This is a genomic window from Weeksella sp. HMSC059D05, assembly GCF_001809725.1.
Lineage (GTDB): Bacteria > Bacteroidota > Bacteroidia > Flavobacteriales > Weeksellaceae > Weeksella > Weeksella virosa.
In genome coordinates, this window is sequence record NZ_KV798524.1 from 75,357 (window position 1) to 90,058 (window position 14,702).

Below are 14,702 nucleotides of genomic sequence, written 5' to 3' on the forward strand. Positions count from 1 at the left end.
TATGAGCCCGACGAGCTACCTACTGCTCCACCTCGCGATCTTAGTAGCGAGAACAGGACTCGAACCTGTGACCTTCGGGTTATGAGCCCGACGAGCTACCTACTGCTCCATCTCGCGGTATTGGACTACAAATGTACATCTTTTTTTTTATTCTACCAAAATTATTCTACTTTTATTGGTGGGTTATTAATAATAAACTCCACAACTTCATCTGCATCATCGGTTAAGTACAATAATTTTTTATATGTTTTTCCCTTGGCTAATTGATGTAATACAGAATACAAAGTGGTATCTTCTACATAACGTTTCACTCCCAAAAAAATCATAGGACTGTAATAGCCAAATGTTCCGTAATGATTTTGGGCGGCTTCTTGGAAAATCTCTTGCGTAGTCCCGGCACTTCCGGGTGCATAGACAATTCCGAATAAACTTATCGCAAGCAGGGTATCTTCTCGGATACTGTTCGAAAAGTATTTGGCTATATGCGTTGCAAATACATTGCTCGGTTCATGGCCATAGAACCAAGTAGGGATGGCTAGACTTTCGCACGCATTGGGATAACGTTCGAGTACTATTTTCGATTGTTCTGCATAGTTCTCGGCCAAATAATCGACCTGATTGGGTTCTGTAAACTTCAGATCTTGTAAGATAGCGATGGCATCGTGCAAATCTTCTTCGGAGTAGTGCGCCATATACGCACCCAAATTGGCTGCTTCCATGATTCCCGGACCGCCACCTGTGACCACGTAATACCCCATTTGTGCAATGCGTTTTGCTACCAAAGCTGTTTTGTTATAGAACACGGATCCGCGTTTGGTTGCATGCCCGCCCATGAAACCAACACATTTTCTCTGTGTCATTCCATAGTCATCGTACCCTAATAGCTTACGCAATGCATCGTCTATACTATGATCATGAATTCGCTGTGCCATTGCTTCGTGGACACTAGGGTTGTACTTGGTGGCCGAAAAGTGTTTATAGATTTTTAGATCTCGACTTTTGTCTTGGTTTGGATGATAACCCTCCATCAGCTCTTGCCAGGTATAGAGAAAATTACGGTAAGGGTTGTAGGGTATGTTTTTGAATTTCGGATAAACGAAGGCGCCTTTCTCGATGAGATAAATGGCATCTCTACGTTTGAAGGTACATCCCAAAAAAGATGTTTGGTTGAGGTGGAAGCGTGTCCAATCGACTTTTTCTTGACAGAAATTTACGTCTTGAATCACGGTATGAGCGAGGGAGTTGGTATTTTCTACCAAAACTCGCCACTCATGTAAGTTGTGTATTAGGGTTTGAGGACATTTCTTTTTCATGTTTTGATTAACTACTTTAACCAAAATATATGAATAATTTCCTCAAAAAAAATTATAAGTACTCGAAAATTTTTCTGTCGGACAAAGAGTTTTATTAATTTAAAATCATTCTAAAATCTCTACAATAAAAATAATTAACATTCATTTATTCTATACAGCAATATTAAATTGATTAATTATTCATAGTTTTGTATACTTAACACTTTTTTTAAAAAAAATACTATGAAAAGCAATAGAATTCATATAAGCTATTCCTTTTCGGTAGTAAGTAGTTTTTTCTTGCTTCTGGCTTTTCTTGCATTGTTTTTTTCTTCGTCTATATTGTATTCTCAGGTATACAATATTGGTGATATACAACTACAGATAGACAAGGAAACTTCTGTAAGCACATCTTATTCTGATTCTGTAGCAGACTCTCTACATCTAACTAGTGCTTCTTCTAATAACTCGACTAAGTCTAAAATTTATATTTTAGATGGGACGGTTTCTAAGGGATTAACAGAACATTATGAAGTAGAGATAGTGGAGAAACCTCGACCTTCTGAAAAGAGAAACGATAGTAAGTGGCTTATGGATGCCCAAAAAACTACTAAATTTTCTAGGAAAGTACGAAGTAGAAAGCACAAGGAAGAAAATTTTGTAGAAAAGAAGATTGGTCATCCTATAATTACAGACTCACCAAGAGAGAACCATATATTTTTAGGTTCATCTAAGTTTGATTCATTCTCTATTAATAAGAAGAAGAAACTAGACTTTTTTATTGCTATTTATACGAACAAAAAAACATCGAGAAGATATAATCAAAATTTATTAAAGGAAACTTTTAGCCATGAGCTATTGAGTAATAGCTCATGCACTTCTCTAGTAACAACAAGACCTTCTCCTTTCTCTATTTTTTTGTATTGAATATACAGAAGTCGAACTGTATTCTAAATTAACAATGAAAAATTATTAAAATGAAAAAAATAATATATACAGCTTTCTTAATGCTTTTCTCAGTTTCTTGGGCTCAGGTTGGGATCAATACCGATCAACCTACAAGAGATTTGCATGTAGAAGGCGATCTAAGAGTGAGAGACTTACAAAACAAAAGTGAAGTAAGTGCTTATGACAAGGTTTTAGCGGCTGATAAGGATGGCAATATAGATTATATAGATAAAGAAATATTAAAACCCGACCTAACAGGCCAAACCGACAAGATAGTACAAAATAATCTTTATTATACTACGAATGGTAGGCCTGATAATACAAACACACTCACCTGTGGAAAATTTGAATTTGCCTTTATAAGAGAATGGTATGAAACTGTAACTTATGTTAAATTTCGGTTAACAGAGCGCCCCCAAAGCACTGTAAATATATACATAACTTTTGAGCAAAACTATCCTGCGATCAATACTGCAGATGGCTTTCAGTACGAAGCTTCAGCTACTTCTACAAAAAACTTTACTACTTCTAATTGGAATCGCTTTCAATCAATACCAACTACAACATCACAAGGAGAAATTGCAGATGGCGAATACAACGAGCTATATGTTATCTACCCAAATATAGGAGAATTTTATCGGGTTACATTTTACCGTTTATTACAGAATGAAAAGAGCTACTTTGTCAACACATGCGAACAATTTTAAAATTAGCCATCATGAAATATTATATAACAAGCATTTTAACCCTTTTCTTAAGCTTATCTACACAAGCTCAGGTAGGAATCAAAACAGAAACACCAGAGCGAACAGTTGATGTAAATGGTAACTTAAGAGTAACTACATTACAAGATAAGAAAGACGACAAAACGTACGACAACATCGTAATTGCAAATTCAGCTGGAGATATAGATAAACAACACAAATCCTCTATCACGCAATCACCTAAACAGCAAGTAGAAATTGTTAGAAACATCTATTATAGCGATAATGGTGGACACCCAGATAAAACGGTGGTTTGTGGTAATTATGTTTTTGCATTCACCACCGACAATCATCCTGTAATGAAACTTGTAAAGCAACCAGACAGAGAGTTGAAATTACAGTTCGGCCTTAGAAGACTAGAACGTAGGTATAATCTTACTGGCGGTCACAGTGCCAATACCGGAGATGGTGACTATTATTATAGCAACGTAGAAAAAACATTTACAACTTCAAACTGGAATACCTTTCAGAAGGTTTTCGACTATACCCAAACCTACTCTGATCCAGCCAACGCAAGTGGTATTAATTATACTCAGAAGCATATGATAAATAATGACCTCTTAAGATTACATATTATAGACCCTTTGAGCGGTAATTTTTATAGAATAAACTTTACTAGAATGGTAAATAGAAAAGAGGATACTGGTGGCCAAGCCAACTACTTAGAAAACAAACAAAATAGTGGTTTACGCATCATAATCTGTGAAAGATATTATAACACTGCAAACTAAAAAACAATGAAAATAAATATTAAGAAACTTGTATTTTTTATGAGCATGATGCTTTCTGCAAACATTTATGCTCAAGTAGGTATTAATACCGATGAACCTACACGCATGCTCGATGTGGATGGTAACCTGAAAGTAAGATCATTAGGTGATAAATCTTCGAATACTACTACTTATAATAGAGTTTTAGTTACCGATAACCTAGGTAATATAGACGCTATTAATTTAACAGATCTGAAGAACCAAATCAATGAAGAAATAGTAGAAAACAAATTGATTTATTATACAGGTACAGCACCTATTAGTAGTGAAAAGTTGACATGTGGACGTTTTCAGTTTTCATTCAGACCATCTACTACACCAGGTAAGAACTTAGACATTATGGTGAATTTGGTTGATAACCCCAATCAGGAAGTTACTGCTTATTATACCATATTTAGGAAATGGGGGAATTATAATCTTAAGTATTACAAAGCTAACGGGAAAACATTTACAACTAGTAACTATGCTACGCCACAATTATTGTGCCCTCAACTGGATAAAAATAGTACAGGAGAGGTTTATCTTTCTTACCCTGGTGAAGCTAATTATTATAGGGTATATTTTTTAGGGCGAGAAAACCATAGAGTAGGACAAACAGTACATAACTCATATACAATCACTTGCGAGAAGTTTTAATTTCTTAAGATAAACAAGTGTTTATATACTATAAAGCAGGAAAATATTTTCCTGCTTTTTTTATTCCATTTTTTCGATTGGAAAAGGGATTACTCACAATAGATTTTTTTTGTAACGGATACAAAAACAACGTGTAAATATTTCCTTTAACAAGCATTTTCCTTGTTTTCATTTATAAAAAATACGAATTGAAGTAGTTTCAATTCGTATTCTCCTTGTTCGTGTTCTCTCTTTCTTAGTATAATTTTTCTATTTTAATAAAACTTTGATCTCCTGGAATAACCTCGTAAACATCGGCAACAGTGAGCAAAGATACGGCGCCAGTCACCTGAAGGGTTAAGGTATCTCCTGCATCAAAAAAGCCTACAAACTCCATTGTCCCTACACGGTTTGCTCCTGCATGAATAAGAATTGCAGTTGCAATCGGGACTTCTCTGCGTGTGAGGATAAAATCATTTTTCTTGGCTCGATAAGAAAGAATTGGAGTAGATACGTGCAAGCCAGAAGTTTTCATTCCAAGACTGACAAAAATTCTATAAAACCCTCTTTCTTTCATCGTAAAGTTGCTGTAAGTGTATTCCTCCTCATTTTCATCGTCGATTTCTCCTATAGGGGATATAATACCTAATTCATCCACATCAAAGTCTGATGAATATAGACCAAAAGGTGTTGTCGCAGACCCGCATCCTGCTACAACACAGGCCAATCTCGGATTTTTCTCAGCATTCGGGTCAAGACTCGCTCGTGTATAGGGCACTCTCGACTGATCCAAAGCTGTTTTCCATTTTTCGCCATCATACACCATAACCGCTTCTTTTTCTTTTACATACATCACCATTCCTTCCATGGTCGGGTCGTCTGTATAGAGATCGTGCTCGTTGGCATCGTACAAAGGTAGCTGCGTGATATCGTCTACTAATGGTAGCATCAGGCCTTTTGCCTTGTGCTCGTTACTCGATGGATTAACTAAGCTTAGGATTGCATGGTCATTGGTATAATCACTTTCGCTAATCACCACTTGTGCAGAAGCAAGCGCTCCCACAGCAAACATGCTTATTATATTTATTATATTTTTCATGGTTTAATCTAATTTTTCGATATAAATAAATGTATCTGGATCATTCATAACAAAGGTTACTCCCGCACCTACCGCAAGTCCAGTATCGGCTTTGAGTCCTACTCTGAAACGAATTTTGGTCCCGGCATCGAATTGTTTTACCATATTGAACGAGTTGGTTGAATCTCTCTTTTGTGCAGAAACCAATAATCCTGCAAAGAGGTAATCGTTTGCTCCTAAGGTGAGCCAATCCTCATCGACTAAGACTTCTAAATTGAGTATAGAGGCTAAATTTCCGACCGATAATCCACCGCCAGTACTCGATTTTACAGAAACAGATACCCTATAAATTCCTTCGTTCGGAAAAGTAATCGAACCATCTTCCTCGGATAATACAAGACCAAGGTTGTTTATCTTATAATTTTGTAAATCGTTATCTACATTAAAAATCAATGTTTTGTAAGCGGTAATCCCTAAGACCGATACCAAGGTTACGTCTTCTTTATCGGAGCTCAACAAACTAATGTTTTTGCTTCCGCGCAAAGAGCGTTTACTTGCACTCTCCCATTTCTCTCCATCGAAACGCATGATATCTTTTTCTTCTTTAGAGTACATGACTAAGCCATCATCATTTGGGTTGACTATATAATCCCCCGTAACAGGATCTACATTTGGCAATTGATTTCTTTGCTCTACACTTGGCATAATAACTCCACGTCCATCACTCTGTATTTGCAGAAGAGCGTGCGGATGAGGATTATCTGTATCACCACCAATAACGACTTGTGCATTAACAGTGGTTTGCGTTAAACCAACCATCAGTAACATTAAAAAAGTATATATATTTCTCATCATCTTAATCGGTTATTTTAGTGAAAATTATTTCTCTAGGATATTGATAGATTTCTCCAAGGGCCGTTAAACCCAACCCTATGGTTACAGTAACACTTGGTGAATGTATTCTTGCCACAATATAGTCTCCTTCTTTTAGGTCGACCAAAACAGAAGAAAAGGCACCTGTTTTTCCTCCTCCAATACCTAACACCTCATGTGATGGTGGGTAGAAAGTAGTCAGTTTATTCTCAATCTCTTCGTTATTTTCGTTTATGGTATAGTGATACAATTGATAGTTAGGCGTTCCTGTAAGTGCTAACACTCCTGCTGTGAGAGAGGGAATGTAAGTCTTGATCTCGTATAAACCTTCTTCGGTTATTGTGAATTTTGCATTTGGGAAGTCATAAGTTATAGCTCCATACTTGATAGAGGCCGTTCCACGCTCAATCCCTAAGTTGTTATAATCTTCCTGATCAAATTTTAATGCTTCATGATGACCACAACCAACTAGTACACAAACAACCTCTTGTGTATTATCTTTATTGTTGGATGCGTAAAATCTTGATTCTTTATCGAATGGATATGTTTTTCTTGAATCGTTTGTCCATTTCTTTCCTGTATAGAAAAATGGTATTTTTAGGTCTTTGTCGTAAAATAGCAAGCCTGTCATATCTGGATCGGCATCAGATGGTAATTTTTTTGGTAAATCATTGTATTCATTCACCGTAGGCAATAAAAGTCCGCGGTATTCTCCATTGTCTTCTCCATCGAGTTGAAGAATTGCATGTTGATGGATATCAATTTCGGTTTTTTTGGTAATGCCTACTTGTGCATAAGATAAGGTAATAGAAGCAAAAAATATTCAGCCTACGTCAGAAAAAACATAAGCCTATAGAAACGGTCTACTAGAATATAGATGAACTCTAATAACTCAATTATCCCGTTATAATAAATACACAAAATTTTATTAATTTGCAAAAATATGGATAGCATCATACTTCTTGCTTAAACTCTTTACTAATTAACGTATGTTTAACATTGTTACGTAAAATAATAACGGCACCCTGAGGGTACCGTTATTATTTTACGTAACAATGTTGCTTCTGTTTTTATTCTATTTTAAATTTTCTAGAAATTAATGCTTTTGCATGTTTATCATCGTTGTATTGTAGATCGATTTGTAGGGTAACAAGATTATGCCCATGATCTTTTATCCTGAAAAAACCATCTTTGGCGAGGATTTTTTCTCCTGTAGAAGTTAATTCGTAATAGGTTTCTTGCGGATCAAAAAAATGAGAAGGTTTTCTGTTGTCATTTTTGGTGTATTCACCTGTCCATCCTTTTATCGTATCAAAATAAAAAATGGAGCTAAGAATAACCTTCTTTTCTTTATCTTCGGTATTTTCCTTCAAAAAGCCTGTCAAAACAAACTTTCCTTTTTTCAAGCCATTTTCATTTGTTCCTAAATTTATAAACTCGGCCGTTGGGTTTTGTGCATTCAAAGAGTCGTTGAGCACATACAAAACGTCATCAAAGGTAAAGGTTTCTTTTGTCCCAAAATTATAGTCTTCTTCGTCGTACGACATACAGGCGAAAAAACTCATTAATATTGTAATGATAAGTAGGTAATATGTATTCTTCTTCATAATGGATAGAAACTTTTTGGTAAATATACTATAAAACGAATTGGTTTGTTTTTTATTTTGTTTCTACAGGCATAGGAATCTTATTGTTGGTTTTGTTTTTTTATTTTTTGGGTAGGTTTAAGTCTTGCTGTGTTGATTAACCTTTCTCTAACCAAACGATTAAACTGTCGTAACACTTGGGGTTTTGCCTACGTGTATATTTGCCTGTCGGAAAACCAGCCAAGCATTTCTGGAAATCCGTATCCAATACGAAACGGTTTAAGATTTTCTTTTTAATCAATACTCTCTATCATGCAAAACAAATTGAATAAGGTATTTTTATTAGTTTTTTTTATGCTTACAGCTATGCTCAATGCTCAGACAAAAGTAATTGCCCATCGTGGTTATTGGGACACGCCAAATAATGCACAAAACTCTCTTCAAGCTCTAAAAATGTCGAATACCATAAACGCTTACGGGAGTGAGTTTGATGTTTATATTACGAGCGATGGGGTATTGGTCGTGCATCACGATGCGGATATACAGGGTGTGGATATCGAGCGTAATCCGTACAGTATGATCGAAAAGCTAACGCTACCCAACGGAGAAACAATCCCTACCGTTGAGCAATATTTAACTGAAGGAAAAAAATATCCAGATCTGAAATTGATTTATGAAATAAAGCCTCATAAAACAAAAGAAAATGAAAATCGTGTCGTTTTAGCAACTTTAGCATTGGTAAAAAAACTAGGGGTAGAAGATCAGGTAGAATACATTTCTTTTAGCAAAAACATTTGCGAGCTTTTGTTGAAGTATAACCCAAAAAGTCATGTTTCTTATCTCAAAGGAGATTTAACACCGACCGAAATAAAGCAATTAGGTTTTACTGGAATTGATTATCATTTCTCTTTGTTCGAGAAAAATCCTACTTGGATTGAAGAAGCTCATAAGCTTGGTTTAATCGTAAATGCTTGGACAGTCAATAAAGAAAAAGATATGCAAATGTTGCTAAATCAAAAAATCGATTATATCACAACAGATCAACCAGAAGTTTTACAGAAATTGATACAATAACTGCTTTTACCCTATAACCTTGTCCTTATAAAAATTCTGCTTGGTAGTGAACTGGGTAGAATTTTTTTATTAGTATGATTGATTGGGGACTAGAGACTAGGGATTGGGGATTGGGGAGTAGAGACTAGGGATTGGGGATTGGGGTTTACACAGTCCACAAGCTGTGTATTCTCTTTCTTGGACTGTTTTTTGTTGATTTCTATTTTGCTTTTCTTTAAGTGATGGCAACTTCCCTTATGATACTTCTTCCCTGTTTTGGTAATATAAACTACTTGCTCTTTGGCAATATCAGTTATATTTTCATGCGTAAAGTTGGCTGGTGCAAATCCTGAAAAAGATACCCAAAGACAAATAGTGAAAAAAAAGAAAAGGGTTTTCATGGTTATTTTTGTTTAATGATTCTTCCTGGATTACCTACTACCGTAGCACCATCGGGAACATCTTTAATAATGACCGCACCAGCGCCAATAAAAGAGTCTGTTCCTACTTTTTTAACTCCTGTCATCACGGTCGAAGCAATACCACAAAATACATTTTTCTCAAAATGTATGTTTGCTCCAATATTACTACCTTGAGAAAAGAAACAACCTTCCTCAATTATAGTGTGATGAGCAATATTTACCCCCATACTAATTAGAACAAAATCTTTTAATTGAGTTAATGGCATTATATTAGAATTCGGAAGAATGTACACACATTTACCAATCTTTACAGATTTATGAATATTACACGTTGGATGAATATAACTGGGTGTATTAAACCCAGATTGCATTAATTTTTGCAATAAATTACAACGTACAGTATTATTTCCAATAGGTATAAATACATTTACCGACTTATCAATATTCTTCAATAAATATTCAAAATCACCTAAAATCTTAATGTTGTTAATTTCTGTATCTCGTAAACATAAATCGTCGTCTATAAATCCAATTATTTGATACTCATCTTTTAAGTACTCTGAGTATACTTGGCCATAGGTACCTGCTCCAACTATAATTGCTTTTTCTTTCATACAACTTTTAATTAGTTCCATCAAATGGTACAGTTGTTACTTCACCTTCTTTTGCTATGCCCTCACGCACAAGAACCTTTTTAATCGTTAAGAAAAAGATTTTCAGATCTAGAGCGAAAGAAATATTATTCACGTAAAAGACATCTAACTCAAACTTCTTCGTCCACGAAATGGCATTACGTCCATTCACTTGTGCCCAACCTGTAATCCCTGGACGTACTTCATGACGTCGCTTTTGTTCTTCATTGTACAATGGCAGATAATACGTACGCAAAGGACGGGGTCCGATCAGGCTCATATCTCCTTTGAGTACATTAATCAGCTGCGGAATTTCATCCAAGGAGGTTTTGCGCACAAATGCTCCTATTGGCGTTAAACGATCGGCATCTGGTAATAATTTTCCTTGCTCATCTGTCTTATCATTCATGGTTTTGAATTTGATGATCTTGAAGATCTTTTCGTTCAGTCCTGGACGCTCCTGGAAAAAGAACGGTTTGCCTTGATTGGCAAAATATAAACCAATAGTTACTATGATAAAAATTGGGGATAAAATCAACAGCCCCACTAGCGCAACGAGTATATCTAAAATTCGTTTTATAAAATTTTTATACATTATCTCAATTTCTTATATTCTTTTACTATTTCTTTCCAAACATAACTTCTTTCATAATCCGAAATCATGATTTCTCTATTTTTCATGCCCATTGCCATCGATTCTATAGGATTATCTACACACCATTGCATTCTATTGGCGAGTATTTCTATATCTTTAACAGGAACTATCCATCCATTCTGGCTGTTTGTGATAATTTCGTTACAACCATTAATGTCTGAAACAATACAGTTTAGTTGCATTGCAGCCGCCTGCATCACTACATTGGGGAAGCCTTCTCTGTAACTTGGAAACGTCAAAACGTCTGCCATAGCAAAGTAATCAATCACATTTGATTTATAACCTACTGCATGTATTTTTGGATGATTATTTATTTGATTTTCTGTTTCGGGCAAGACAGGATCTAAATCATTTTCGTAGCTACCCACAATAACTAAATGGCAATTTGTGTTGTTTCTTTCTAGATTGATAAATGCTTGTACCAATTCATTGATACCCTTATCTTTCACCACTCGGCCCACAAACAAAAAGACAAAATCCTCTTCCTTAATACCTAAGTTCTTTCTTATTTCTTTTTTTGTTTCTTCTGAAACCTTTTTGGGGTCAAACTCACTCGTGTCAATTCCATTCGAACTCCCATTGCCTATTACTTTTAGTTTTGTTGGAGAAGTAAACTTCTCGTCTAAGATTATTTTTTCTAAGCCAAATGAATTTGGATACACTTTCGTTGCACAAGCATAGGTTAACTTCTCCATTTGGTTGAGTAAATGTCTTTTGCTGCCTGTTGCTACTGTTAGTGGCATACCTGCCACCGTATGTAAACGATGCGGTACTCCTGCTATTTTTGCAGCCATCATCCCTAACAAACCTGCTTTTGGTGTATGCGTATGAACAATGTGTGGTTTTTCTTTTCGAAACAATTGAATGAGTTGTATCAAGGCTTTTAGATCTTGAATCGGCGTTATGGAGCGTGTCATGTTTATACCTACCGTTTTTACCCCTTCATTTTTTTCCACATCTTTTAAAGCTTCGCCCGGACTTGATACCCCTATCACTTCAAAGCCGTTCTCGGACATGAATTTTAATTGCCCTTTCAATAAACCTCTTAATGATTGGGGTACGGTGGTTATACGGATCAGCTTATTCATCATTAACTTTATTTTTGTTGGTAAATGTTTTTTGATAGATAGATGTTCTGCACTGTATAGGGTCTTCCCTAAAATGTATCCGTTCTTGTTGCATAGTGTAGGTTTTGGTATTGGAAGGCTTGTAGATAGCTAAATTCTCGATTGGTGATTGTTTCGTATTCGTATGTTTTGCTTCTTGGAGCACAGGCTAATACTGTTTTGCATTTCTATTGGTTTTTTATTTTTATTTACACCTAAAGCCAACCTTTGAACATTATTATCTTCAATTAATTCGCATCTAAAATCCATCAAAGATATTAATTATCTATCGGTTATGATTGTTTATTTTCTTGTATTGCTTCGAAAATTTTTTTATAATAACTTTCAACGTCTCTACTTTTAAGATACGCCCGAAAAGATTCTTTATTATCTTCTTCTTTCTCTAATGCGTTGATTATACCTTTTGTTAATTCCTGAGCACTATTGGGTGCTACTGTAATAATATTGGGGATTTTATCGATATCCCCTGCACATAGTGTTGACACAACCTTATTGTTTTGTGACATCATTTGAAGTAGAACATTAGGGAAGCCCTCTCTTCTTGATGAAACAACACAGAGTTGAGCAGTTTTGAAATAAGGATAAACATTCTCTACAAAGCCTTGCAATAGGACATCGTTGGTAATGTTGAGATTTTCGATTAGGTTTTCTAGAGTGGCTCTTTCTTTGCCTTCGCCTAGAATTATTAGTTTGTAATTTGGGTACAACTGTTTTATATCGTAGAATGATTTTATTAGCAAATCAAATCCTTTCTCTTTGATTAAGCGTCCTGCGCTTACTATATATGGGAAGTCTATGTCGAGTTTTTTTACTTGATGATTTGGAAATTCGAATAAATTGGGAATAGTTTTTATTGTCATCCGATTTTCTAGATAGGTTGCTTTTTCTAGTAGAATAGACTCCATTAATGATGTTTGTGTTATTAATAAGTCGATGTTTCTATATCCTATGTAGTAGGCTACCTTGTATTTTAATAGTTTTAACCCTGCGTATCTTTCGAATACTGTTGTTGATTCTCGGCAGATTAGTTTATCTGTTTTTAGGAGTCGAACTGTTCTTAGGAAGCCCAGCAGAGCATTCATCATTAGGTGTGAAGAAAACACGAAATCGTATTTCTTGTTGGTACAAGTTTTTATAAACTTCCATAGGTTGCCATCACAATATACTACTTCGAGTCCTTGTTCTACCCATGTGTTGTTACTTTTTTTTAAGAGGAAAACTACTTTCGAGTTTTTTTGATGTTTTTTTGCTAACTTCATTATAAGTTGCTCTGCACCACCCAGCGAATCACTGATAGAAAAAAAGACTTTATTCATTTTTATAAATTACTATTCTTTTGGTGAATAACATATAAAACAGGAAGACTAGGAAGACCAATCCACTTTGGATAATCAAAGCAATATCTCCATTTTGTAGACCAAACCATATATAATTAAACAAGTACATATAAATAAAAAACAATATTCCGTTTTGTTTAAAACGAGAAAAAACTATTATAGATTCTCTGCAAATCAATCTCAATATCCCTAAAAACCTTTATCCATTGTAATCGATCTAAAATAGAATTCACGGTTAAATGAGAAGAAAAAACCCAATTAAAACATTCTTTCGTTTAAATAACGAATCAAATTTAAATAAACAAATTTTATTTCTGAAGAACCACTTTCTCCCAATATTCAGACTCATCAGCGTTCCAAAAGCAAACAGTGACTAAATACCCTTTCAGATTATAATATTTCGCAACTTTAAACAATAGTTGCTCCGCACTACCTAACCTATTCGTAACCGATAATATAGCAATACTCTTGTCCATTTATATATTTCATTCGAATCTGATATTGGGCTCCCTCTTAGTTATATAATAAAACCTTTCAGGCTTAAGATCAAAAGTTTCGTTTAGTTTTTTATAGGTAATGCCTTTAAAAATTATGGTAGGCATCAATCCTAGACCTTTCTCGTATGTAAAGGTACCCTTATTGTTCACCCACAAACTGTTATTCACTAAAATTGTTCCAGTCAACCTTTTCAACCCATTGAGCTCATATGCATTATTAAATCCAGCGAATCTAAATGCCTGAACTGAATTTCTATCCGTATGATTTTCAATATTAACCGAAACTTCTTGCGGTTTCCGATCGATTAATTTTCGTAAAGAAATAAGAATTCCAGTACCGCTGTTTATAGTTTCCAAATTAATAATCGAAATCTTTTTTATAACATCAGCTCTGCCGTTAGGTTCAATATCTAAAGCAGCTTGTGGACTTTTCCCACTAACCTTTTCTATTCTTACGTCTTTTATGATTAAATTATTTGCAGTAGTTACAGAAATTCCATTCCTTCTTGCTTTCTTTATATGCGTTCCTTCTATTAAAATATTTGAATTCGTGATTTCTTTATATTCATTGTTTTTACCTAAATAAATGCCATCACCCCAAAAGTTCTCTAAAACTCCACCTAGAATTTTAATGTTTTTGGAAGACCGTATGCTTATTCCCATTCCCCATTCCCCTGTCCTTTTATTTTTCCCAAAGTTCTCTTTCCTTTCTCCTATTATTCTTGGATTAATAATTTCTATATTTTCTACCATATTAAGACCTAAAATATCATAGCTTCTCGTATTAGAAGGAATAAGAATTAACCTGGAATTTTCTTGGAAAATGATTTTTCTATTGCTCGGTATTTTTAAACCTTTTGAATTTATAGAGACCGGAAAATCTGGCATCTTAATAATTTTATTCTCATTTATACCCTTTTGAAGATGGATAGTATAGTCTATATCTCCTTTTTTACTATAGTTCTTAGGAAGATAAGTCTCCAAGTCTATTTCTTGACCAAGACTGAATACAAAGGGAAAAACTGAAATAATAAAAAGTAATGTAAAACGCAT

At 34.8% G+C, this 14,702-nt stretch carries 16 protein-coding genes and 1 tRNA gene; 5 read left to right on the forward strand and 12 right to left on the reverse strand.

Translation table 11 applies throughout. The features are described 5' to 3' along the window. Positions 1-44 precede the first annotated feature (44 nt). Both HMPREF2660_RS02945 and HMPREF2660_RS02950 read right to left on the reverse strand, forming a co-directional pair. A tRNA-Met gene (locus tag HMPREF2660_RS02945) sits at positions 45-117 on the reverse strand. Positions 118-161: 44 nt separating this feature from the next. Beyond that, positions 162-1,313: an LOG family protein gene (locus HMPREF2660_RS02950; RefSeq protein WP_070485576.1), complete on the reverse strand. Its 1,152-nt coding sequence runs from the start codon at positions 1,311-1,313 to the stop codon at positions 162-164. Positions 1,314-1,535: 222 nt separating this feature from the next. On the opposite strand from HMPREF2660_RS02950, the gene HMPREF2660_RS02955 reads away from it, so the two are divergent. The 4 genes from HMPREF2660_RS02955 to HMPREF2660_RS02970 are packed head-to-tail and all read left to right on the forward strand — an operon-like array spanning position 1,536 to position 4,410. Continuing rightward, positions 1,536-2,219 (forward strand): hypothetical protein, encoded by a 684-nt coding sequence (locus HMPREF2660_RS02955; RefSeq protein WP_070485577.1) that lies wholly within the window; start codon positions 1,536-1,538, stop codon positions 2,217-2,219. Between the two features lie 50 nt (positions 2,220-2,269). After that, entirely contained in the window at positions 2,270-2,947 is a 678-nt protein-coding gene (locus tag HMPREF2660_RS02960) for a hypothetical protein (RefSeq protein ID WP_070485578.1), read from the forward strand. After that, a complete protein-coding gene (locus tag HMPREF2660_RS02965) occupies positions 2,932-3,735 on the forward strand; it encodes a hypothetical protein (RefSeq protein WP_070485579.1) in 804 nt (267 codons plus the stop codon). The genes HMPREF2660_RS02960 and HMPREF2660_RS02965 overlap by 16 nt, the downstream gene beginning before the upstream one ends. A 6-nt stretch (positions 3,736-3,741) precedes the next feature. Beyond that, positions 3,742-4,410: a hypothetical protein gene (locus HMPREF2660_RS02970; RefSeq protein WP_070485580.1), complete on the forward strand. Its 669-nt coding sequence runs from the start codon at positions 3,742-3,744 to the stop codon at positions 4,408-4,410. 235 nt (positions 4,411-4,645) lie between these two features. On the opposite strand, the gene HMPREF2660_RS02975 is transcribed toward HMPREF2660_RS02970, so the two are convergent. The 4 genes from HMPREF2660_RS02975 to HMPREF2660_RS02990 all read right to left on the reverse strand — a co-directional run bounded on the left by HMPREF2660_RS02975 (position 4,646) and on the right by HMPREF2660_RS02990 (position 7,947). Next, positions 4,646-5,488: a hypothetical protein gene (locus HMPREF2660_RS02975; protein WP_070485581.1), complete on the reverse strand. Its 843-nt coding sequence runs from the start codon at positions 5,486-5,488 to the stop codon at positions 4,646-4,648. A 3-nt stretch (positions 5,489-5,491) separates the two neighbouring features. Then, positions 5,492-6,322: a hypothetical protein gene (locus tag HMPREF2660_RS02980; RefSeq protein WP_070485582.1), complete on the reverse strand. Its 831-nt coding sequence runs from the start codon at positions 6,320-6,322 to the stop codon at positions 5,492-5,494. Position 6,323: 1 nt separating this feature from the next. Then, complete coding sequence (locus HMPREF2660_RS02985; RefSeq protein WP_221403260.1) at positions 6,324-7,034, reverse strand: hypothetical protein; 711 nt, start codon at positions 7,032-7,034, stop codon at positions 6,324-6,326. Positions 7,035-7,410: 376 nt separating this feature from the next. After that, complete coding sequence (locus tag HMPREF2660_RS02990) at positions 7,411-7,947, reverse strand: hypothetical protein (protein WP_141743536.1); 537 nt, start codon at positions 7,945-7,947, stop codon at positions 7,411-7,413. A 291-nt stretch (positions 7,948-8,238) separates the two neighbouring features. Here HMPREF2660_RS02990 and HMPREF2660_RS02995 point away from each other — a divergent pair, with 291 nt between their 5' ends. Beyond that, positions 8,239-9,000 carry a glycerophosphodiester phosphodiesterase gene (locus tag HMPREF2660_RS02995; RefSeq protein ID WP_083299049.1) on the forward strand — a complete coding sequence of 254 codons (762 nt, stop codon included), beginning with the start codon at positions 8,239-8,241 and terminating at the stop codon, positions 8,998-9,000. An 89-nt stretch (positions 9,001-9,089) separates the two neighbouring features. Here HMPREF2660_RS02995 and HMPREF2660_RS10850 read toward each other — a convergent pair whose 3' ends face one another. The 6 genes from HMPREF2660_RS10850 to HMPREF2660_RS03025 all read right to left on the reverse strand — a co-directional run bounded on the left by HMPREF2660_RS10850 (position 9,090) and on the right by HMPREF2660_RS03025 (position 14,702). Beyond that, complete coding sequence (locus tag HMPREF2660_RS10850; RefSeq protein WP_141743537.1) at positions 9,090-9,380, reverse strand: hypothetical protein; 291 nt, start codon at positions 9,378-9,380, stop codon at positions 9,090-9,092. Positions 9,381-9,382: 2 nt separating this feature from the next. Beyond that, on the reverse strand, positions 9,383-10,015 hold the full coding sequence (locus HMPREF2660_RS03000; protein WP_070485771.1) for an acetyltransferase: 633 nt from the start codon (positions 10,013-10,015) through the stop codon (positions 9,383-9,385). 7 nt (positions 10,016-10,022) lie between these two features. Next, on the reverse strand, positions 10,023-10,628 hold the full coding sequence (locus tag HMPREF2660_RS03005) for a sugar transferase (RefSeq protein ID WP_013598052.1): 606 nt from the start codon (positions 10,626-10,628) through the stop codon (positions 10,023-10,025). Beyond that, positions 10,628-11,779 (reverse strand): glycosyltransferase family 4 protein, encoded by a 1,152-nt coding sequence (locus tag HMPREF2660_RS03010; protein ID WP_070485585.1) that lies wholly within the window; start codon positions 11,777-11,779, stop codon positions 10,628-10,630. Before HMPREF2660_RS03010 ends, HMPREF2660_RS03005 begins: the two co-directional genes overlap by 1 nt. Before the next feature lie 308 nt (positions 11,780-12,087). Continuing rightward, the gene (locus HMPREF2660_RS03020) at positions 12,088-13,131 is read right to left on the reverse strand and encodes a glycosyltransferase (RefSeq protein ID WP_013598054.1); all 1,044 of its coding nucleotides are present in this window, start codon (positions 13,129-13,131) and stop codon (positions 12,088-12,090) included. Positions 13,132-13,637: 506 nt separating this feature from the next. Beyond that, complete coding sequence (locus HMPREF2660_RS03025; protein ID WP_145962011.1) at positions 13,638-14,702, reverse strand: right-handed parallel beta-helix repeat-containing protein; 1,065 nt, start codon at positions 14,700-14,702, stop codon at positions 13,638-13,640.

Bases quoted from the DNA above. Each gene is read 5' to 3' on its own strand.
- HMPREF2660_RS02950 (WP_070485576.1), bottom strand. From the start codon at position 1,313: ATGAAAAAGAAATGTCCTCAAACCCTAATACACAACTTACATGAGTGG.
- HMPREF2660_RS02955 (WP_070485577.1), top strand. From the start codon at position 1,536: ATGAAAAGCAATAGAATTCATATAAGCTATTCCTTTTCGGTAGTAAGT.
- HMPREF2660_RS02960 (WP_070485578.1), top strand. From the start codon at position 2,270: ATGAAAAAAATAATATATACAGCTTTCTTAATGCTTTTCTCAGTTTCT.
- HMPREF2660_RS02965 (WP_070485579.1), top strand. From the start codon at position 2,932: ATGCGAACAATTTTAAAATTAGCCATCATGAAATATTATATAACAAGC.
- HMPREF2660_RS02970 (WP_070485580.1), top strand. From the start codon at position 3,742: ATGAAAATAAATATTAAGAAACTTGTATTTTTTATGAGCATGATGCTT.
- HMPREF2660_RS02975 (WP_070485581.1), bottom strand. From the start codon at position 5,488: ATGAAAAATATAATAAATATAATAAGCATGTTTGCTGTGGGAGCGCTT.
- HMPREF2660_RS02980 (WP_070485582.1), bottom strand. From the start codon at position 6,322: ATGATGAGAAATATATATACTTTTTTAATGTTACTGATGGTTGGTTTA.
- HMPREF2660_RS02990 (WP_141743536.1), bottom strand. From the start codon at position 7,947: ATGAAGAAGAATACATATTACCTACTTATCATTACAATATTAATGAGT.
- HMPREF2660_RS02995 (WP_083299049.1), top strand. From the start codon at position 8,239: ATGCAAAACAAATTGAATAAGGTATTTTTATTAGTTTTTTTTATGCTT.
- HMPREF2660_RS10850 (WP_141743537.1), bottom strand. From the start codon at position 9,380: ATGAAAACCCTTTTCTTTTTTTTCACTATTTGTCTTTGGGTATCTTTT.
- HMPREF2660_RS03000 (WP_070485771.1), bottom strand. From the start codon at position 10,015: ATGAAAGAAAAAGCAATTATAGTTGGAGCAGGTACCTATGGCCAAGTA.
- HMPREF2660_RS03005 (WP_013598052.1), bottom strand. From the start codon at position 10,628: ATGTATAAAAATTTTATAAAACGAATTTTAGATATACTCGTTGCGCTA.
- HMPREF2660_RS03010 (WP_070485585.1), bottom strand. From the start codon at position 11,779: ATGATGAATAAGCTGATCCGTATAACCACCGTACCCCAATCATTAAGA.
- HMPREF2660_RS03020 (WP_013598054.1), bottom strand. From the start codon at position 13,131: ATGAATAAAGTCTTTTTTTCTATCAGTGATTCGCTGGGTGGTGCAGAG.
- HMPREF2660_RS03025 (WP_145962011.1), bottom strand. From the start codon at position 14,702: ATGCGTTTTACATTACTTTTTATTATTTCAGTTTTTCCCTTTGTATTC.